The sequence below is a fragment of the Zavarzinella sp. genome (assembly GCA_041399155.1).
Lineage (GTDB): Bacteria > Planctomycetota > Planctomycetia > Gemmatales > Gemmataceae > JAWKTI01.
In genome coordinates this window covers 16,987-37,666 of record JAWKTI010000008.1, presented here as the reverse complement: position 1 = coordinate 37,666, position 20,680 = coordinate 16,987, and the positions used below count along the sequence as shown (strand labels likewise).

The window sequence follows — 20,680 nt, the reverse complement described above, 5'->3', positions numbered from 1 at the left end:
TCTGTGGTGCACACATCGATGGGTGTGAGACGGACGCAAAATGAGTTTTCTCTCACAATTGGCGCGTTGGAATCTCGAATCAACGCCGGAAAGGGATAAATTTCCCACTTTGAAAGAAATTTCTTTTTGCCAACTTGATTCAGACCAGTGAATAACTATAAAGTACGTTTCCTTATTTGCTGAAGTGCGATGATACGCTGCTTGATGTGGGCGTAACATCATTATATTGGGTGTTGGTTATGGCCAAGCAAGTGAATGCTTATGTGAAACTCCAGTGTCCCGGTGGGCAGGCAACCCCTGCACCGCCCGTAGGCCCCGCGTTGGGTGCCCATGGGGTGAACATTGGTATGTTTGTCAAGCAGTTCAACGATAAGACTGCACCCATGAAAGGGATGATGTGTCCCGTGGTGATTACGGTCTATTCCGACCGTAGCTTCGAATTCGTGATCAAATCGCCACCTGCAGCAGTCTTGTTAAAACAGGCAGCCGGGTTGCCGATCGAAAAGAAGAAAGCGGGCGATCTGATCCCCGCCGATCAGAAGCGTCAAGGGAAGTACAAAGGCTTCAAGGTGACCCGCAAGCAAGTGCTGGAAATCGCCGAACGTAAAAAAGACGACCTGAACGCACGCGATCTGGAGCATGCGGCACGGATTATTGAAGGTACCGCCCGTAGTATGGGGCTGACGGTCGTAGCTGAATAATTAGTTTGGAACAACCGAAACGCTGCATGATGCGTGCAGCACTCGAATAGTTGGTAGTGTAAAATGTCAACCGAAGAAACGAATCCAGTACCGTCTGCTCCTGCTGTATCTTCCGATCAGCAATCTGTGCGTCGCAAGCGTCGCCCAGGTGTGGCCCCCCGCCGTGGCAAGCAGTTGCGGAACAAAATTAAGTCCACCGTCAACAAAATCGAAAAAGAAGGGGTTCAGGCGCTCAAAAAGGCGGTTGAAACTCTCAAATCGGTTAAGCGTGCCAAGTTCGACGAAACGGTCGAAGTGCACATGAAGCTGGGTGTGGATACCCGCCAGGCGGACCAGGCGGTCCGTGGCACTGTTTCCCTGCCGAACGGCTTGGGCAAAACGGTCCGGATTCTGGTGTTCTGCCAGGGGGATGATGTTGCCAAGGCACAGGCAGCAGGTGCCGATTTCGTCGGTGGCACCGAACTGATTCAGAAGATCCAGAGTGAAAACTGGATGGACTTCGATGTGGTGCTGGCAACACAGGGAATGATGGGTCAGGTGGCTCGTCTCGGTAAGGTGCTCGGCCCACGTGGTTTGATGCCCACTCCGAAGGCGGGTACAGTGATTGCTGCCAATGGCGATGTTGCCCAGGCAATTAATGAGTTTAAAGCTGGTAAGGTGGAATATCGTGCCGACTCCGGTGGGTGCGTGCATGCAGGGGTGGGCAAAATCAGCTTCCCCGTCGACAAAATTGTGGAAAATATCCAGACCTTTGTTGACCAGATTCGTGCAGTCAAGCCTTCCGCAGTGAAAGGGATTTATGTCCAGTCGATCAGTATTTCGACCACGATGTCCCCAGGTGTGTTCGTAAACGCCTGATTTGCAAGAGTTTACATCAATTAAAACAATTAAATGTGGCGTAACTGGTCATGAGTAAGGTCGTCAAACAATACGAATACACCGCCCTTGAAAAAACCCTGGAAGGTGTCCGCGAACTGATCGTGTTGGGGCCCAGCAAAGTGGATGCCCAAACCGCTTACGAAATGCGGAAAACCCTGCGTGAAAAGAATATTCGCCTGATGATGGTGAAAAACACCCTCGCACGCAACATTCTTGCCAAGCAGGGGATTGAACTTGATGCTACGGTGTGGTCTGGTACCACCCTGCTGGCATGGGGTGGCGATTCCATCAAAGAACTTTCCAACGCGGTAGACGAGCTCGTCAAAGTTGTTGAAAAGAAAGATACCAAGGGCGATAAGAACAAAGTTGCCATCAAGACTGCTGTAGCCGATGGCCAGTCTGTTTCGATGGCAGCAGCCATGGTGATGCCCACCCGGAAGGAAGCGATTGGCGATATCCTTTCCGCGTTGCTGGCACCCGCAAGCGACATTATTGGTGGTTTGACCTCGGTGGGTAGCCAATTGGCCAGCCAGATCGAAAAGATTTCCGAAAAGGAAGCGGCTGCCTAAGGTTTCGAAACAGAAACAAATATTTGCAATTGACTATATAACAAAACAGCTATTACGATCGCCGTCAGCTTCAGCGGCACCGTTTTATTTTTAGAGAGTGAGAGATCATGAGTGAGACTGAAATCAAAGAATTGGGCGACAAGCTGGCGAACCTGACCATTATCCAGGCTGTTGCACTGAAAGACTACCTGAAAGAACAGTACAAGATTGAACCCGCCGCAGGTGGCGTGGTGATGGCAGCAGGTCCTGCAGCAGCAGCACCTGCAGCAGCAACAGAACCCACCGAATTCAACGTGATTCTGGAAGCAGGTTTCCCTGCTGACAAGAAGATCTCGTTGATCAAGGCCGTTCGCGAACAAACTGGTTTGGGCTTGGCCGAAGCCAAAGCATTCGTGGAAGGTGCTCCTAAGGCAGTGAAAGAAGGCGTGGATAAACCCACCGCCGAGAAAGTGGCCAAAGCAATGGAAGACGCTGGTGGCAAAGCGACCATCAAAGGCGTATAATTCGCTGGTTTCTTTCGGTTCCATATTCTGATCCAGCCAAGTTTTTGCTGGAACACAAGCCACTGAACAACATTTGTTACGCATCACGGTTTTTCAAACCGTGTTTTGCTTTGCGCAAAATCATATCCAAAACCACGTGGCAGCGGCATCCTGCCGCTGGTTAATGTAGCTTTCAGCCAGTGTTTTCATTAATAATCAGTGGCCACTTTGTGCACTTTCTGAGTTTGCATTAAGGATATTACGATGGCATTTGTCATGGTGGATGTTGAATCGGATGGGCCAATACCTGGCGATTATTCGATGATCTGCTTCGGTGCAGTAGTTGTCGAACCAGGCTTACAGCGGACGTTTTATGGCAGGCTGCGTCCGATTTCCGATACTTACATACCCGAAGCGTTGGCGGTCAGTGGGTTTACTCGGGATGAATGCTGGGAGTTTTCGGAACCTGCGATGGTCATGGAGCAATTTCAGGATTGGCTACACGCCAATTGCACCGGAAAGATGATGTTTGTTTCGGATAACAACGGCTTCGACTGGCAATTTATCAACTGGTACTTCCACCACTTTACGGGTGGGAATCCCTTCGGGCACAGTTCTACCAACCTGGGCTCGTTATACAAAGGGATGCAGCATAGCTTGTTTGTCAACTTCAAGCACTTGCGGAAGACGCCACATACGCACCACCCGGTGGATGATGCCCGTGGCAACGCCGAAGCGATGTTGGAAATGAAGCAAATGGGCCTGAAGTTCAATTAGAGCACGTTTGATAACATTGTGGGGGTAACGAATGAACTGATCCTGTACCACTCATTATTTATTCAACCCGCTGCTATTATTCCCTTACAGGTTCCCCACCATTTCTGGTGATCAATGCGTGTAGAATCTGTGGTGAAACGGTTTTCTTCATGATTCTCGCACTGCCATCGGCGAACGCGACAACAAATTTGTCATTCGATTGATGGCCGAAGTCAGGAAGTATCATCCCAGGTTTGTAGGGGATATCCATCGGTGCTGCCCACGGAAACGTTTGGGTTGCTTCAACGCAAATTAGCGTATTGCTTAAACCGTCTGTCACATTTGAAAAACCAATTTTCGAACTGGGATCAAAGAGAGTATTTTCTCCCACAAAACAGCGATGTGGGGTTAAGTTATTGATGGTCTTATCGTGAAGAGAAGCGTATGTGGGGATATACATTGATGTGAATTGCCTGTTTGCAGGTGAATCCCATGCTTCTGAGAGATCGATACATTGATGAATTCTTCCCTGTTCAATGTAAGGGAGTAGAGAAACACGCCAACTTAAACCCGTATTTTCCGTGTTTTGGTTGGTGACATAAGGACCTGTTAAATGACCAGTAATGGCTTCATAGTTGTGAATACCGATACCTATTTGCTTGCATTGATTTGCAGAGCGTGTGTTAAGTGCTGCAAAACGCACTTTCTGGATAGCAAACGGTACCGCCAGGATGAGCAAAGCAGAAAACAGAACTCCTAGCACGGTACCCGTAATGGCTAATACCTGGCCGCCAATCAGCCCTTTACTATTGCTGGCTTTGATGTAACCCATGATTCCCAGGATCGCCGCAACGATCCCGGTCAGCGGGCCAAAGATGATCGAAATTAGCCCCAGAATGAAGCTGGCAACGGCTAAACCATTGCCTTTGCGTGGTTCTGGATGCCTGCCACGTCGATCATTGCGGTCGTCGTCGTAGTCTTCTTCCCTTTCACGCGAACGCCTTCTCTCTCGACGGCTTCGGCTTTCTTCCGAGTAATCATACTCATCATCATCTCGATTCGATCTCATCATAGTATCCTTGGAATAGCTGGGTGAAGAGAGGCACTGATTTTTCGAATAGTGATTCTGAAAACGGAGACTACGGGAAATATTATTTTTGGTATGGTATCTAAACCCCGTTTCATTTTGTAAATCGGAGTTTTTTGTTTCAGCAAGCAGGTCTGTTCAGCGGATCAATTTCGCCTTCAATTCGCTGATCATGCGATCCAGTTCTTCGAGTGTTTTCAGCTGTAACTCATCGGTAGAAATTCGTGGTAAGCCGAGCATTTCTGCTAAGAGCTGTATTTGGCCAATTCTTTGTCCATACATCGTACCTTCTTCTCGGCCCCGCTCTTCGCCGAGTTTGAAGCCTTTTTTCTCGGCAATCTGTTCAAATGACGTTACGAATGGCATTTGATTCTCCCTCATCATTTCATTTCGAACTTTGTTAAAGTCTTCTGCAAGCTCTTCTGGTAATTCTAGCAGCCAGTCGAGCAGGCGCATGATATTCCAGACTTCATCAGAAGTTAATTTTCGATCAAAAAGTTGCCGAATCAGGCGGGCTTTATCCGCAAAGCGAAGATCTGCCTTGCCGTGGGTCAACAAACTCCGAATGCTGGCTGCCACGACCAGCCCCACGGGGCTGCGGTGGTTGGTTAATTCGTCCAGTCTTTCAGCGTAGTCGAGCAGTTTCACCAAATTGAATTCAAAGTACGAACGGGTGCCGCAAATCGAAAGATCAAAAGGTGCTGAGCGCCAGCGTGGGTCATCGTCGGCCAGAATGGCAAAACTACAGACATTTTTGCCGTATTTTTGTCGAATCCGACAGTAGTAATCAAACATTCTCTCAGGTAACTGGGGATCCCTTTGTGCCTGGACTTCAAAGTGGACAAACAGATAGTTTTCCAACGTCTCTTTCCATGGAGAATCAAATTCACGGGTCATGGGTGGGCCTTGGGAAGTCGATTTTCAGTTCATCTTACCTGAAATTCCTTCATGCAAGTACCGGACAATACATAAACTTGAGTCAGGCCAGGATTGTGCTCTTAACGCGATTTCTTGCAGCGATCCTGGCTGAAATCCACCGGTGCGTTTGTGGTGAGAATACTCACCGCACCCGTTGTGGGGCAATAAGATAACTGTTATGGCGAAACACGGACCAGCAACGACAGACGATATCGTTCCGGAACCCCCCACGTCTGGTGGGGTGGAAAACGCAGAATACACGGTGGTGGCACGCCGGTACCGCCCACAGCAATTTACACAACTTGTGGGCCAGGATGCCGTTGCGCGTTCGTTGGCGAATGCCATCCAGAACGATCGCGTGGCTCATGCCTACCTGTTTACCGGTGCACGTGGGGTGGGCAAAACCTCGACGGCACGGATTCTGGCCAAGTGCCTGAACTGTGCGGAAGGTCCCACGATCAGCCCGTGCGACCGCTGCCCGATGTGCGTGGCCATTACTGCTGGCGAAGATATCGATGTGCAGGAAATCGATGGTGCCAGTAACCGTGGTATCGACGAGATTCGGGCAATTCGCCAGAATGTGGCCGTTCGCCCCGCCCAGTCGCGGTACAAAATCTACATCATCGATGAAGTTCACATGCTGACCGGGCCAGCATTCAACGCACTGTTGAAAACACTGGAAGAACCCCCGCCTCATGTGAAGTTCATTTTTGCCACCACGGAAGTGCAGAAAATCCCCATCACCATCCTGTCGCGTTGCCAGCGTTTCGATTTCGGAACGATTACCCCCGCCCGGATTCTGAATCGCCTGCAGGAAATTGTGGCGGCAGAGGGGATGAATGCGGAAATCGACGCACTGAAACTGGTGGCACAACGTGCCCACGGTTCGATGCGGGACGCCCAATCGCTGCTGGAACAGCTTCTGGCTGCGGGAGACGGCCAGTTAACAGTAGAATTGATTCACAGTCTGCTGGGCACAGCCACCGACGACCGGGTGGTAGCGATTGCCGATGGCATCCTGAACCACAACCCGGCTACTGGCCTGCAACTGATCGCTCAGGCGGCAGAAGATGGCCTGCAGATGGGGGAATTGCTGGACCAGTTGATCGAATATTGGCGTTATCTGATGCTGATTCAGGCCACCAATGGGCAGTTTCGGGATTTCCAACTGACGGTGGAAGCCAGCGAACAGGTGGTAGCCCATGCCCAAATGACTACGCTGGACACGGTTTTGGCGGGGCTTGAAATTTTAACTTCGGCCAAAAATCGGATGAAACTGACAGGCCAGCACCAGGTGGTTCTGGAAATGACGGTGGTGCGGTTGTGTCGTCTGGAAGAAATGCTTTCTGTCAGCCAGATCATTCAATGGCTCAAACAGGGTGGTGCCAGTTCGGCTGGTAATTTGAGTAATTTACCCACCCGCGCAGGTGCGGTAGAAAATCTAAAAAAAAACTCCTTAACCGCGAAAAATCAGGGAATTCCGACGCCCACGGAGAAAATTAGTTCGAACGGTCTAAACCCCTCGGAGAAGGTCGAGCTGAATGACGCAACTCTCAACAGGGTATGGAGTTCCGTCAAATCTCAGGCAGGGATTATGCATGGGGGAGAGCTGGGAAAAGCGGCCAGCATAGCAATTCGTGGGCCAAACACACTGGTATTGACCTTCTCTGCACACTATAATCACTCATATGACTACTGTTCCGACCCCAAACGGGTGGCGAAAGTCGAGGAACATCTCCGCACGTTGACGGGAAGTTCATGGAACTTTCGCCTCGAACGCGACCAGTCGGCAGGCCCCGAAACTGCCCGCACCCCAAGTGCGGGTGAGGAAGCCAGAAGCCATCAGGAAAAAGTGAAGCAAATTCCATTAGTGAAAGGGCTTCTCGAGGTTCTGGAAGCGCGGTTGCTGAAAGTGGACGACGAATTTGGTTCTGCTGTCGCCACTGTTGTGGATGATGGCGATGGTGTATCTCTCACCGGTGAAGGTGCGAGTGACCTGGAAAATGAAGAAACGATGAGTGAAGGTGATCCCTTCATCGAATGAGGTAACAATGTTCAAGGAACTCGGCCAGATGATGAGTCTGATGCGCAACCCGCAGAAGATTCAGGAAGCCATGGGCAAAATGCAGGAAAACCTGGCGAAAATCATCGTGGAAGGTTCTGCAGGTGGGGATTTGGTCAAAGTAAAGGTGAATGGTCGCTTCGAAGTGGTGCACTGCGATATTACCGAAGCCGCGATGCAGATGAACGACCGCGAAATGCTTGCCGACCTGGTGCTGGCTGCCACCAACGTGGCCATGGGCAAAGCCCGCGAAGAGGTGGCAAAATCGCAGGTGGCCATGGCGAACGAAATGGGTGTGGCACTCCCACCTGGAATGCAGGGTTTATTCCCCAGCTAGGAAATAACATCACGTGAATGAATCACTTGGTCCGTTAGGGCGGCTGATCAGCGAATTGGTGAAATTACCCGGGATCGGACCAAAGTCTGCGGAACGGATTGCCCACTTTTTACTGGCGGAAAATGCCCGCAACGCGGTGGCACTGGCAGACGCACTCCATCAGGTGGCACGGGATGTTCACCCCTGCCCGATCTGCTTCAACCTGACAGATCATGAAAAGTGCGAAATCTGTGCCAGCAATCGGCGGGATACCAGCATTATCTGCGTGGTGGAAACCCCACGCGATCTGGCAATGTTTGAACGGGCAGGCACCTTCCGTGGTGTCTACCACGTGCTGGGTGGGCGATTGGCCCCACTGAGCAACATGGGGCCGGACAAACTGACTTTTGACGCACTGCTGGAGCGGGCGATGGCACCAGAAGTGCTGGAAATTATCCTTGCCACCAGCCCGACAATGGAAGGGGATGGTACCGCCCTGTTTGCAGCGAACCTGCTGCAACGCACCAACAAAAACGTTACCCGACTGGCGCGAGGACTGCCCAGTGGGGCATCGATCGAACTGGCGAACACTCAAATGCTGGCCGATGCCCTGGAAGGGCGAAGGTCGATGGATTAACAGCTACTTTCCGGAGAGGTTTCACGTTCGATGAAAATGGGGATTGATCTCTCGGGGCAGATGATCCAAACCCAGCGGCAAGTACTTTCCCGCCTGCAGATCCAGGCGATGAAAATACTGCAGATGCCGCAGGTGGAGTTGGACGCACGCATCGAGAAGGAACTCGAAGAAAATCCAGTCATCGAACTTCGCCGTGCCGAAGTAGAGGATTTTGGGGATGCACCGGCGATGGATGCGATGGTTGCCCCCGATACCCCCTTAAAACACGATTTAAGCGACCCTGGTGCCTCGCAGGAATTTGAGCGGCTGGATGCTCTGGATATCGACTGGGGTGGGTATTTTAATCAGGAAGATGCTGGCCCCACGCGGGCCACGGGCGAGGAACGGTCAGATCAGAAACTGGATGCGATGATGAACATCCAGGATCGACCGATTTCCCTTCACGACCACCTGTTTGAACAGCTTCCCGAGCTGAATCTGAACCCGCAGGAATTATTGCTGGTTCTGCACATCATTTCCTACATCGACCCCACTGGTTACGTGGGGAAACGTGACGAACAGGACCAGTTTCAACCGGTTTCCCTGGCCGAAATTGTAGAACAGTTTAATCAGCGTCAGACTAATCCAGAATTGGAATCGGCTGAAGAAGAAAAATACCTCGCCACACTGTCGGATGCTGAAGGCTGCCTTGAATTAATTCAGATGCTGGACCCACCTGGGGTGGGGGCACGCGATCTGCGGGAGTGCCTGTTGCTGCAGGTGCCACAGGAACACCCACAGTACGGATTGATTCAGACGATTATCCAAAAACATCTGGAAGATATTGCCCACAATCGCCTGCCGCTGGTGCAGAAGCACACTGGTGCATCGCTGGAAATGATTCAGGCGGCGATTGAATTTATCCAGACACTGGATCCCAAGCCGGGCAACCGTTTTCAGCACGAAACCACCCCCTATGTGCTGCCAGACCTGATCATTGAACAGAATGCGGATGGGGAATATGAAGTAAAAATTGTCAACGACTGGGTGCCACGGCTGCGGATTCCGAAACGCTATCTGGACATGGCCCGGAACCCCAATAACGACGAAAAAACCCGCACCTACCTGCGGGAAAAACTGAATTCAGCACAATGGCTGCGAAATGCCATTTTGAAACGGCGGGAAACCTTACAGAAAGTCACTGAAGCAATTGTGCGGCACCAGCGGGCATTTCTGGATTCCGGCCCGGATTACATCGAGCCGCTACGGATGCAGGAAATCGCCGAACAGGTGGGTGTGCACGTTACCACCGTCAGCCGGGCAGTGGATGATAAATGGGTAATGACCCCCAAGGGAATGTTCCCACTGAAACGCTTTTTTGTGGGTGCCGCGAAAAACAAGGATACTGGCGAAAGTATTCCCTGGGAGAAAGTGAAAGCCGCACTCACCGAAATGATCCAGAACGAAGACAAGTCTAACCCGCTCTCCGATGAAGAGCTGTACCACCGGCTGGAAAAGGCAGGCTATCCTGTCAAACGCCGCACCATCACCAAATACCGCAAGGTGCTGAACATCCCCTCCAGCCGCGAACGTCGAAGCTGGGTAGAAAGCAACTGAAAATCCGGCCCCACTTGTGGGTTGGCACTTTGGATTGCTTTTTGAAGGAAATGGGTGTCAGCTTCGTCCTTCCCACGAACTTTCGAATCCAGGTCAGTTGGCTCGATGTACTTCCTGGGTTCAATTCTCCTAATAACCTAACCGGGATGGGTTAACATTCGAGTGAACTTGAACGTGCGAATGCTCTACAAATATTGTTCATTTTAAATCTACACCATTGCTGAATAGAACAAATGTGGCACAGCGTTCGCGATCATTCGAGGTCTTGCTTCAGGCACGAAGTGCCGTCTAGGTCCAGCCCAGTCCGTAAGGGCCATTGATGTGAAGGTCTTGGACATCATTTTTTTGCTCGCTTCATCACCCTAAAGACTGAATCGTGGCAAGTTGTCTGTTTCAGTTTTTGGGGTTTTGGATTTGGAATTTTTGTAGGATCTGTACGCCCTACTTTGCTTTTTGCCCACTTCTTTTTCCACAGATTGCCCAATAATTCAGTTAGTCTTTCTAATATCCCCACTTCTTGTTTGATCCCTTGAAGCAGCATCTGCACATCGCGCGTTCGAAGCAATCGCGTTGCGGCCATCACCTCATCTCGGATATCTCGCCAGAGCATTTCGCCAGATACTTCATCTATTTTCTTTCCGTTTCCGACCGAAATATGCCATTTGATTGCTTCTGTAATGTTAAATAAAATGAGGCAAAGCGATGCTTGTATTAAACCAGCCTCTGGACTGGTACCTATCAAGTGACGCAACTGAAACACTTTTGTAATCGTCGCGTATACACGCTCAATATCCCAACGATAGCGATATATCTCTGCGATGTCGTCTGCAGGGTATCGTTTCGAATCGGTCAGGTCTGTTAGTAGTTGTATCTGCACTTTATCGCGGATAATGCTCAGTCGGCGTACTGCGATCAATTTCGTATTCTTTTGACTTGTGATCCAGCCATGTTCTTCGATAAGTTTTCGGCCATATCGGTCTTTGCCAATTCTCGCTGGTTTTTCCGGATCTTGAATAAATTGGGTAATGCTTGCAACTCGTAAAACAAAATGGCACCCGTCATCCTTGATCATTGCAATATGCTTGTAGAAACCATAGCATCGATCCGCCACAATTAATTTCTCGCCGCAATGGTCTTTCAGCTGTTGCAAAAGTGGAGCTAACAAGCGTGTTTCACTTGCTTCTCCATCCAATTCCGAAGCCATTTCCATTACCAGACCAGTACTCAGATTCACTGCAACAAGTGCTTTCCCTCCAAGCAATTTTGATGCATTTTGCTTGCTTATTCTTAAAGGAAGAAGGCGCCGCATCGTATGCTTAATTACTTTGCCATCAACGGCGACAACAGTAAGTTTGCAAAGAGATTTTGGTAATTTAGAAGTCATTTTTCTTGGCAAAAGCTTTGAAATAGCCCGATAGGAATGCGAAAGGAGCCCCGCCCCAACCTCTGGCGGCATATGCGCTAATTTGTCATAAAACGCTTTGAGCGATGTAGGCAATTCACCGTTTTCAGATGCATCGATCAGACGAGCCCTGGCAGAGTGATCGGGAGAAATCAGTGAATCTCGCAACAATTGGAAAAATGAAGAGAATGTCAAAATACGAGTGTAGGTGCGTCCACGATTTGATTGATAGATCGCTTCAAGCGTATTATTTTGGAAAATGTCATCAAGCATGAGGAAAGCGGCTTCGGCTAAAGGTAGGCGTGATAAAGCCTCTGAAGCGAATGAATTTGAAGTCATCTGTCAATCCTTGACAAAACATAAAACCTTACTCTTAAAGAACTTAGCCAAATCCTCCCAGCAGTTCAAGACCTTCACACCAATGGAGTCAACAGACCCGGTTCTACACGACCAGACTCTGCAAGGTGGCTTCATAATCAATACCGAGATCCCCGTAACGACCTTGCGGTTCAATGCCCGGATGCAACTCGCCTCGCTGTCTGTCCTGCCGTTTGCCCTTTCTCAGGAAGCTGTAGATCGACTGCGGCAAAGAGGTGAACAAGAGATCGTTGAATTATTTCATGCACGCCGAATCGAGCTTGAGGTCTTTTATCCGGCCGATTTCGAGACGACTTCAGGTTCCTGTGTGAAGGGAGTGGTTCGGTTCACGGAATGCAGTTCTTCTGGGGAAGCGGTGGGCGAAGTGATAGTTGTCTCAGCCTTCAAGATCGTGCCAAAAGACATCTCCGTTCTATCCAGATTCGGCCAAACTATTGGCCAGCTGGTGGGATGACAAGCTAATGAAACGAATTGAGTGCATCCATGCAATGGTGGCAGGTGTGGTGACTTCCAGCAGTTTGGGGTGTTTGTCTGTTATTTGGCGTTCCTGATTAGCCAGCCAGATAACTTTGAAAATCACTTGTAGGCCATACCAGATCCGAATATGCCGTTATCGAAAGAGTGGGAAGTAGTACTTGAACTGGGCTGAGTTGACGGGTGTTGTCGTCTGTACTTGGCATCTCTGGTTGGTCAGGGCTACCAAGATTTCGATGCCCGATTATTTCTGTAGGCACGAAGTGCCGTCTAGGTGTAGCCCAGTCCGTAAGGGTCCGTAAGGGCCATTGGTGTGAAGGTCTTGAACTGCTGGGAGGATTTGGCTAAGTTCTTTAAGAGTAAGGTTTTATGTTTTGTCAAGGATTGACAGATGACTTCAAATTCATTCGCTTCAGAGGCTTTATCACGCCTACCTTTAGCCGAAGCCGCTTTCCTCATGCTTGATGACATTTTCCAAAATAATACGCTTGAAGCGATCTATCAATCAAATCGTGGACGCACCTACACTCGTATTTTGACATTCTCTTCATTTTTCCAATTGTTGCGAGATTCACTGATTTCTCCCGATCACTCTGCCAGGGCTCGTCTGATCGATGCATCTGAAAACGGTGAATTGCCTACATCGCTCAAAGCGTTTTATGACAAATTAGCGCATATGCCGCCAGAGGTTGGGGCGGGGCTCCTTTCGCATTCCTATCGGGCTATTTCAAAGCTTTTGCCAAGAAAAATGACTTCTAAATTACCAAAATCTCTTTGCAAACTTACTGTTGTCGCCGTTGATGGCAAAGTAATTAAGCATACGATGCGGCGCCTTCTTCCTTTAAGAATAAGCAAGCAAAATGCATCAAAATTGCTTGGAGGGAAAGCACTTGTTGCAGTGAATCTGAGTACTGGTCTGGTAATGGAAATGGCTTCGGAATTGGATGGAGAAGCAAGTGAAACACGCTTGTTAGCTCCACTTTTGCAACAGCTGAAAGACCATTGCGGCGAGAAATTAATTGTGGCGGATCGATGCTATGGTTTCTACAAGCATATTGCAATGATCAAGGATGACGGGTGCCATTTTGTTTTACGAGTTGCAAGCATTACCCAATTTATTCAAGATCCGGAAAAACCAGCGAGAATTGGCAAAGACCGATATGGCCGAAAACTTATCGAAGAACATGGCTGGATCACAAGTCAAAAGAATACGAAATTGATCGCAGTACGCCGACTGAGCATTATCCGCGATAAAGTGCAGATACAACTACTAACAGACCTGACCGATTCGAAACGATACCCTGCAGACGACATCGCAGAGATATATCGCTATCGTTGGGATATTGAGCGTGTATACGCGACGATTACAAAAGTGTTTCAGTTGCGTCACTTGATAGGTACCAGTCCAGAGGCTGGTTTAATACAAGCATCGCTTTGCCTCATTTTATTTAACATTACAGAAGCAATCAAATGGCATATTTCGGTCGGAAACGGAAAGAAAATAGATGAAGTATCTGGCGAAATGCTCTGGCGAGATATCCGAGATGAGGTGATGGCCGCAACGCGATTGCTTCGAACGCGCGATGTGCAGATGCTGCTTCAAGGGATCAAACAAGAAGTGGGGATATTAGAAAGACTAACTGAATTATTGGGCAATCTGTGGAAAAAGAAGTGGGCAAAAAGCAAAGTAGGGCGTACAGATCCTACAAAAATTCCAAATCCAAAACCCCAAAAACTGAAACAGACAACTTGCCACGATTCAGTCTTTAGGGTGATGAAGCGAGCAAAAAAATGATGCCCAAGACCTTCACACCAATGGTCTGTTGACTCCGGGTCCACCGTGCGGAGACTCAGTTCCCCTTGTCCTCTGCTTCCTGGCACGCCACCGATACTTATGGGCGGGTGAAAACCCAAGGCACGAGGTTGGTCATCGATATCAGGGTGAACCCAGAATCCCCCGCAGGGATAGGATTCCATCCACAGTAAAGTCAGCTCTTCCAGGCCCCGCTGTTCAAGCACATAACAGATAACTCTCAGTAGGATCTTTTCCACTTGATTGTCCTCGGAGATAGTGATTCTAATGGGAATTATTCTCATTGATTACTTGCATTGCGACGCAAATAACGGCAGTTATTCCGGTTGCTGATAACCTGCTGCCAATTCCTGCAGCCGTCATTTTCTCGAAAGCGGGAAGCCTTGCTTTCTTCTACGAAAGTGTCAACTTTCTAAGCCTATGGTGACTTGAAACAGAACCCAGGGAATTAATTATTACCCATTGGAGCCGGCCTGAATCGACTTCAGGTCGGCGCGGGCACCATTGTAATCGATATCAAACTGCTCTACCTGTGGGTCTGGTTGAATTCCCCACGCCTGGCAAGCATTGCGATAAAGCGATGGCCACCAGTTGTGGTGCTCGGTGAGGCCGGAATCCCGCACTTCTTCCCAGTTGCTTAAAATCCGAGACCAGCATTCATCGCCATACGCCAGTGCCTGGTGGAGATTCTCAAATTCCGGTACATACCAGGTGCGGCCAATTGCGGCATGCAACACCTCATCGGCCCAGTCGAAATCCTGGATTGTCGCCATCAGTGGCACACCAGACTCCTGGGCCACTTCCCATTCATACCGTTTTCCGGTTCTGGTCATCAATCCCTGTTCGATGAAATACAACACTGCGTGGCGTTCCTGTGCGGTGCATTCCGTGTTCAGCCGCATCGACCAGTTGAAGGTGATGCGTGCCAGTTTCCAGTCTACCCCCTGTGCGACAAAGCCCACTTCACCCATCATGGCGTGGCGGGCCTCATCCCACAGTTGGCGGGTCATATCACGGTAGTATTCCCACGGTTTTCCTTTGGTTTCGTAGATGATGCTGGACATCATTTCCGGCACATCGATCTCCCGCAGCCGTTTGAACAGCATCATCAGCGTTTTAGGCTTCGCAGGCAGGGTGGGATCGTAAATAAAGGCTTCCGCATTAACACCCTGATTCCAGAGATCTTCAAATCGCTCATCCCGCTGTGGGACGGGATCATAGCGAAAGCCAGCCTGGGAATAAATGGCGTGCGGCACTGGCCCTGTGCTGCCACTGCCATCAATTGACCCCGCCGCATCCAGGCAATCCTGTAAAACGGCCTCCCAATGTTTGGAAGCGGTGCGGTCTTCTTCTTCCACGACCGCAGCAATGGCATGTTCGCCGTATTCGATCAGATCCAGCAGTTCCAGATGGGCAAATCGCAGCACCCGCACACTGGGTGCATCGGTCAAGCGATTGGTTTCGTCCATATAACGAGTGATCGCACCGAGCAGGTTCGGAATCACCACTTCATAGATGCCGATCAGCAGTTCCGCAGTGTTGGGAGCACACTGAATCTCCTTCATCAGCATTTCCAGCCCATCGTGGGGGATTTTGTCCAGCCCCAGGGGTGGTTCACGCATTTCACCAATTCGGGTGCGGAGTGCCTGCACATGTTCTGCACACAGATAGGCATGGTGGGCAAAGCCCGATTTCAGTTCGTAAATCGGCTGCGATGGGATTTTGCTGATCAGGATTTCGTGCAGGCGACGGAAAATAAAGTGAAAACGCTTTAATCTGTCCGTGCACTGCTCCACCGACATGCCTGGTTTGCTGGCTTCTGCAAATGATGCCAGCCCCGCTAACGGTGGGAGGTTCTTGAAACTCTGGTAATTCTTGAGAGGTGCCATGGTTGTACCGCTTCGCAGTGAAAATCTACTTAATGATTAGTTTAGTGCATAATCGATGTGCAAGTCTGAACTTCCAGGTCAATCGCAGGTTACTTGAATAACCTTGGTTTTCCAAAGAATTTTTTGCTGTCATTCTGAGAAATCATCCATTCATTCAATTCCTGCCGCATCGTTTGCAGGTGCTTGGTATATTCTGCGACACCAGCCAGATTATTCATCTCGTGTGGGTCTTGTTTTAAGTCGTACAACTCTTCTGCAGGACGCCGCCGATAGCGCTGCACAATAGTTGCCGCCGCAGGATCATGTTCTGCTTTGGTCACCCATGATTCCCAATAGGGAACACCATCGCGGTCCGGGACCGGCCCACGGTCGATATGCGTGCTGTATTCGTGCTGTGGATAGAGGTTCAGAATATACTTATAACCATCCTTTCGTAAGCATCGCATCGGAGTCACATTCATATCGCCATCTCCGGAGTGCGTTGCAAAAATGCGATCTCGGTGCGTTGATTTTTTCCCAAGGATAACTTGCAGGAAAGATTGACCATCGAGCTTATCGGGAACTTTCCCGCCTGCCACTTCAATTAAAGTTGGCAAAAGATCTGTCCATTGAACGATGGCATCGGAACGGGTACCAGCTTTGATAACTCCAGGCCATTCCAGAATGAGTGGTACACGTATTCCAGCATCGTACAGGTTCCATTTGCCAAATGGCCATTGTGCACCGTGGTCAGATGTGTAAAGGAACAGGCAGGCATCACCAAGATATTTTTTCACCAGTTGTCTTGTTTCACCCAGTTCCCGGTCAGCAATAGAAATGTCAGCGTAGTACCGTGTTCGAAATTCGCGTGTGAGAGCAGTATCTATGGAAGTGGGTGGCAGGGTAATTTTTCTGGGATCATATGCACTTTTTTTCGCCCACGGAACATGCGGTTGTGGCGTGCCCACAAACAGTGCCAGGGGCTTTTTCGAAGTGCGTGTTGCGAGAAAGTCTGCCACCGCACTGACATCGTGCAGTTTATTGATCTGGTCGAAGCCGTGCCTCCTGGCATCCATTACATTGTGGGCTACTTTACCGAACGCTGCGGTTTCATATCCTGCTTTTCTTAAAACTTCTGGCAACGAACCAACATCATCTTTCTTAAACGAATGATTGGCTTCGGCTCCATTTCTAGCGGGCATTAATCCAGTCAGCAGTGCCGCTCGGCTGGGAGCACAACTGGGCGATGCAACAAAGGCGTTTGTCATCACACATCCCGCATCTGCAAGTGCCTGCATTTCTGGAGTGCGAACATCTTTGGCACCGTATGGGGTGCTATCCAACTGGCCATGATCATCGGATAAAAACACCACGATGTTTGGCTTCTCTGGTAGATCTGCTGCTGGAATAGCCAGGATGCTTTGGAAGAAAAATGCTAAGAGAATTATGTGTCGCATAGATAGTATCCGTCACTCCAGAGGCAGTTTATTGAACAGGCCCAGGGGATCCCCACAGTGGGGCGATATTCGATTTGTTCCACGTATCCCAGGCCGATTGCAGCTCCTTTACTTTATCTGATTCTTTCGAAGCAAGATCGATTGTTTCACCAATGTCCTGCTTCAAGTGGTATAGCTTTGCAGCAGAGAGGCCACTCTTTCCCTCTGCAGCAAGATCATAACGCACCAGTTTCCAATCACCACGACGGATTGCCATCTGTTTTCCAAATCGCCAGTACAAGGCCTCGTGGGGTATTTCTGTCGCTTTGTCTTTCTCCAGCAGATAAGGCAGTAAGTTTACACCTTCCAGTTTCCAGTCTTCTTTTGGTGTGATGCCTGCAATCGCGAGAGATGTGGCATGCAGGTCAAGCTGGATTACCGGGCGATCGTCTTTAGCCGGTGATAGTTTGCCTGGCCAGTTAAGAATAAATGGCACTCGGATCCCACCTTCCAGCGTGGTGCGTTTCGACCCTCGGAGAGGGGCATTGTTGGAGGCATTGACAGTAACGCCTTTCATTGTCGGGCCACCGTTATCACTGATAAACATCACCAGAGTATTTTCCGATAATTTCAGATCAGTTAATGTCTTTGAGATTGAACCTACTGCATCGTCCATGGCGCTCATCATGGCTGCGTATGTGCGGCGGTTTTTATCAGCAATGGAGGCAAACTTATTCAGTCTTGGATCGTCTGCCTGCATTGGAGTGTGAACTGCATTAAAGGTGACGTATAAGAAAAACGGCTTTGTTTGATTTGCTTTGATAAATGCTACCGATTCGCGAGCAATTGCATCTGTCAGGTAGGTATTGTCACCAGCAGGTTCCGTTCCACGCAAGATCCCCATGGGGCGAAAGTAATCGTGGGCCCCACCAAGAAAACCATAAAAGTCATCAAAACCACGTTTCTGTGGGTGATGCTCTGGAGAATTCCCTAAGTGCCATTTGCCTACCATCCCGGTGCGGTAGCCTGCTGATTTCAGTCGATCGGCAACTGTTTTTTCTGCGACAGGCAACCCTTGCTTTGGGCCTTTTCCTGCGGGGTTAAACTCGTGACCGAAACGAGTCTGATATCGCCCACTCAGCAATCCAGCCCGAGTGGGGGAGCAATATGGCCCAGTAACATAGCCACTAGTGAAGGCAACACCCGTTTTTGCGAGTGCATCGATATGTGGAGTAGGAATATCTTTGCAGCCTTGAAAACCAACATCTGCATAGCCCATATCGTCGCCCACGATCAATACGATATTTGGCCGAACCTGACCCTGGGCAGTCCCCAGCATCAGCAACGTGTGAAAAGCGAACACAATTCCAAAATATTTCATGAGGTTGCCTGCACAATGTTTGTAACTTCAATTGGCCACCAAACGATGCACAATGTTAACAGGTCAGGTGGGGGTGATGATCTTGTATTGAAACATACCACAGCGGGAATGATCAGTCCATGAAAATCAAATCACATGGCACAGACCATTGCAATGCTTGATGAATTTGTGCCTGAAATTGATTGAAAAACCAATCGAAAATGTTGAATAAGGGAGACGCAATAACCCAAAAATGTGGGATCTAAAGAAATGCTTTCATCCCACGAATCTGGATCATTTCTTAGTACATGTCGTCGTAGCCTTCGCCGCCGCCTTTCTTCTTCTCATCGTCCTTGGGTGCGTCTGCCACCAGAGCATCCGAGGTCAGCAGCAAGGTAGAAACGCTGGCTGCGTTCTGAATGGTGCTGCGAACCACTTTGGCTGGGTCGATGATACCGGCTTGAATCATATCGACGTATTTATCGTTACGTGCATCGTAGCCGAAGGTGGGGGAGCTGTTTTCCAGCACTTTGGCTGCAACGATGTTGCCATCAACACCTGCATTGAACGCAATCTGAGTGATTGGTGCTTTGCAGGCCCGCAGCACAATGTTGTAACCCACTTCTTCGTCGTGGCTCAGGCCGGATGGTTTCAGGCTGGCAGTGGCACGCAGCAGTGCAATGCCCCCACCTGGCAGGATCCCTTCCTGATTCGCAGCGCGGGTGGCGTGCATTGCGTCTTCCACACGCATTTTCTTTTCTTTCACTTCGCTTTCGGTCGCACCGCCAACGTTGATCTTGGCCACACCACCGGACAGTTTGGCAATCCGTTCCGACAGCTTTTCGCGGTCGTAATCGCTGGTGCTCTTGTCGAGTTCACGCTGGATCATGGCAATACGAGCCTGAATGGCTTCTTTCTTGCCTTCACCTTCAATGATGGTAGTGTTGTCTTTGTCGATCTTCACTTTCTTGGCACGGCCCAGGTCGCCAATTTTGACGTTTTCCAGTTTCACGCCCAGATCTTCGAAGATCGCCCGGCCACCGGTCAGAATGGCAATGTCTTCCAGCATTGCTTTACGGCGATCGCCGTAACCAGGTGCCTTGACTGCGGCACACTTGAAGACGCCAGGCTGGCGGATCTTGTTAACCACCAGTGCGGCAAGAGCATCACCTTCCACATCTTCGCAGATAATCAGGATAGCTTTGCCTTGGCGCAGCACTTCTTCCAGTACGGGTGCGAGATCGCGAATCGAACCGATCTTCTTTTCGAACACGAGGATGTATGGTTCATCCAATTCGCATTCCATCGATTCGGCATCGGTCACGAAGTAAGGGGAGATGTAGCCACGATCGAACTGCATCCCTTCCACAAACTCGTGGTTGGTTTCGAGGGTTTTACCTTCTTCCACGGTCAGCACGCCATCTTTGCCCACTTTGGCCATGGCACCGGCAATGATTTTGCCGATCACATTGTCGTTGTTGGCTGCGATGGTGGCTACGTTTTCGAGGTCGAGTTCGTTCTTGACAGGAATGGCCATTGCTTTAACAGCGGCAACGATGTCTTCAACGGCTTTTTCAATCCCACGCTTCATCAGCATGGGGTTGACGCCGGAGACCACTGCTTTCAGGCCTTCGTTGTAAATGGCTTCTGCCAGCACCGTTGCGGTGGTGGTGCCATCGCCAGCGGTATCGGAAGTTTTGCTGGCAACTTCACGCACCATACGGGCACCCATGTTTTCGTATTTGTCTTCCAGTTCGATTTCCCGTGCCACGGTGACACCGTCTTTGGTAACGGTGGGGGAACCAAACGATTTCTGGATAATGACGTTGCGGCCTTTCGGTCCGAGGGTCACTTTCACGGCTTTGGCCAGTTTGGAAACGCCCCGTTTCATAGCTTCACGGGCTTCCTGATCAAATGCAATCTGCTTCGCGCTCATATTCGTTGTA

The 20,680-nt window shown here is 49.8% G+C and carries 18 protein-coding genes; 11 read left to right on the top strand and 7 right to left on the bottom strand.

What is annotated here, in order from left to right:
* Positions 1–239: 239 nt before the first annotated feature.
* The 5 genes from rplK to R3B84_24575 all read left to right on the top strand — a co-directional run bounded on the left by rplK (position 240) and on the right by R3B84_24575 (position 3,408).
* On the top strand, positions 240–701 hold the full coding sequence (gene rplK, locus R3B84_24595) for a 50S ribosomal protein L11 (GenBank protein ID MEZ6143757.1): 462 nt from the start codon (positions 240–242) through the stop codon (positions 699–701).
* Positions 702–764: 63 nt separating this feature from the next.
* On the top strand, positions 765–1,559 hold the full coding sequence (gene rplA, locus R3B84_24590; GenBank protein ID MEZ6143756.1) for a 50S ribosomal protein L1: 795 nt from the start codon (positions 765–767) through the stop codon (positions 1,557–1,559).
* Between the two features lie 50 nt (positions 1,560–1,609).
* Positions 1,610–2,149: a 50S ribosomal protein L10 gene (gene rplJ, locus R3B84_24585; protein ID MEZ6143755.1), complete on the top strand. Its 540-nt coding sequence runs from the start codon at positions 1,610–1,612 to the stop codon at positions 2,147–2,149.
* A 107-nt stretch (positions 2,150–2,256) separates the two neighbouring features.
* Positions 2,257–2,652 carry a 50S ribosomal protein L7/L12 gene (gene rplL, locus R3B84_24580; GenBank protein MEZ6143754.1) on the top strand — a complete coding sequence of 132 codons (396 nt, stop codon included), beginning with the start codon at positions 2,257–2,259 and terminating at the stop codon, positions 2,650–2,652.
* 243 nt (positions 2,653–2,895) lie between these two features.
* Positions 2,896–3,408: a hypothetical protein gene (locus R3B84_24575; protein ID MEZ6143753.1), complete on the top strand. Its 513-nt coding sequence runs from the start codon at positions 2,896–2,898 to the stop codon at positions 3,406–3,408.
* A 76-nt stretch (positions 3,409–3,484) separates the two neighbouring features.
* On the opposite strand, the gene R3B84_24570 is transcribed toward R3B84_24575, so the two are convergent.
* Entirely contained in the window at positions 3,485–4,456 is a 972-nt protein-coding gene (locus R3B84_24570) for a DUF1559 domain-containing protein (protein ID MEZ6143752.1), read from the bottom strand.
* A 156-nt stretch (positions 4,457–4,612) separates the two neighbouring features.
* On the bottom strand, positions 4,613–5,371 hold the full coding sequence (locus R3B84_24565) for a hypothetical protein (GenBank protein MEZ6143751.1): 759 nt from the start codon (positions 5,369–5,371) through the stop codon (positions 4,613–4,615).
* A 199-nt stretch (positions 5,372–5,570) separates the two neighbouring features.
* Here R3B84_24565 and dnaX point away from each other — a divergent pair, with 199 nt between their 5' ends.
* Genes dnaX through rpoN form a run of 4 tightly spaced genes read left to right on the top strand, consistent with a single transcriptional unit; the run spans position 5,571 to position 10,003 of the window.
* On the top strand, positions 5,571–7,436 hold the full coding sequence (gene dnaX, locus R3B84_24560; protein ID MEZ6143750.1) for a DNA polymerase III subunit gamma/tau: 1,866 nt from the start codon (positions 5,571–5,573) through the stop codon (positions 7,434–7,436).
* A gap of 7 nt (positions 7,437–7,443) precedes the next feature.
* On the top strand, positions 7,444–7,791 hold the full coding sequence (locus R3B84_24555; protein MEZ6143749.1) for a YbaB/EbfC family nucleoid-associated protein: 348 nt from the start codon (positions 7,444–7,446) through the stop codon (positions 7,789–7,791).
* A 13-nt stretch (positions 7,792–7,804) separates the two neighbouring features.
* A complete protein-coding gene (gene recR / locus R3B84_24550; GenBank protein ID MEZ6143748.1) occupies positions 7,805–8,407 on the top strand; it encodes a recombination mediator RecR in 603 nt (200 codons plus the stop codon).
* A 30-nt stretch (positions 8,408–8,437) separates the two neighbouring features.
* A complete protein-coding gene (gene rpoN, locus R3B84_24545) occupies positions 8,438–10,003 on the top strand; it encodes an RNA polymerase factor sigma-54 (protein ID MEZ6143747.1) in 1,566 nt (521 codons plus the stop codon).
* A gap of 337 nt (positions 10,004–10,340) precedes the next feature.
* On the opposite strand, the gene R3B84_24540 is transcribed toward rpoN, so the two are convergent.
* Positions 10,341–11,744: an IS4 family transposase gene (locus tag R3B84_24540; protein MEZ6143746.1), complete on the bottom strand. Its 1,404-nt coding sequence runs from the start codon at positions 11,742–11,744 to the stop codon at positions 10,341–10,343.
* 10 nt (positions 11,745–11,754) lie between these two features.
* On the opposite strand from R3B84_24540, the gene R3B84_24535 reads away from it, so the two are divergent.
* Together R3B84_24535 and R3B84_24530 are read left to right on the top strand one after the other, a co-directional pair.
* Positions 11,755–12,237 (top strand): hypothetical protein, encoded by a 483-nt coding sequence (locus R3B84_24535; protein ID MEZ6143745.1) that lies wholly within the window; start codon positions 11,755–11,757, stop codon positions 12,235–12,237.
* Positions 12,238–12,648: 411 nt separating this feature from the next.
* Complete coding sequence (locus R3B84_24530; protein ID MEZ6143744.1) at positions 12,649–14,052, top strand: IS4 family transposase; 1,404 nt, start codon at positions 12,649–12,651, stop codon at positions 14,050–14,052.
* 473 nt (positions 14,053–14,525) lie between these two features.
* Here the strand turns inward: R3B84_24530 and R3B84_24525 are convergent, their stop codons facing one another.
* The 4 genes from R3B84_24525 to groL form a co-directional block, all read right to left on the bottom strand.
* Positions 14,526–15,959 (bottom strand): hypothetical protein, encoded by a 1,434-nt coding sequence (locus R3B84_24525; GenBank protein MEZ6143743.1) that lies wholly within the window; start codon positions 15,957–15,959, stop codon positions 14,526–14,528.
* A gap of 89 nt (positions 15,960–16,048) precedes the next feature.
* Positions 16,049–17,395 (bottom strand): sulfatase, encoded by a 1,347-nt coding sequence (locus R3B84_24520; GenBank protein MEZ6143742.1) that lies wholly within the window; start codon positions 17,393–17,395, stop codon positions 16,049–16,051.
* 28 nt (positions 17,396–17,423) lie between these two features.
* Complete coding sequence (locus R3B84_24515; protein ID MEZ6143741.1) at positions 17,424–18,755, bottom strand: sulfatase; 1,332 nt, start codon at positions 18,753–18,755, stop codon at positions 17,424–17,426.
* Positions 18,756–19,035: 280 nt separating this feature from the next.
* Complete coding sequence (gene groL / locus R3B84_24510; protein ID MEZ6143740.1) at positions 19,036–20,670, bottom strand: chaperonin GroEL; 1,635 nt, start codon at positions 20,668–20,670, stop codon at positions 19,036–19,038.
* Between the last annotated feature and the right edge of the window lie 10 nt (positions 20,671–20,680).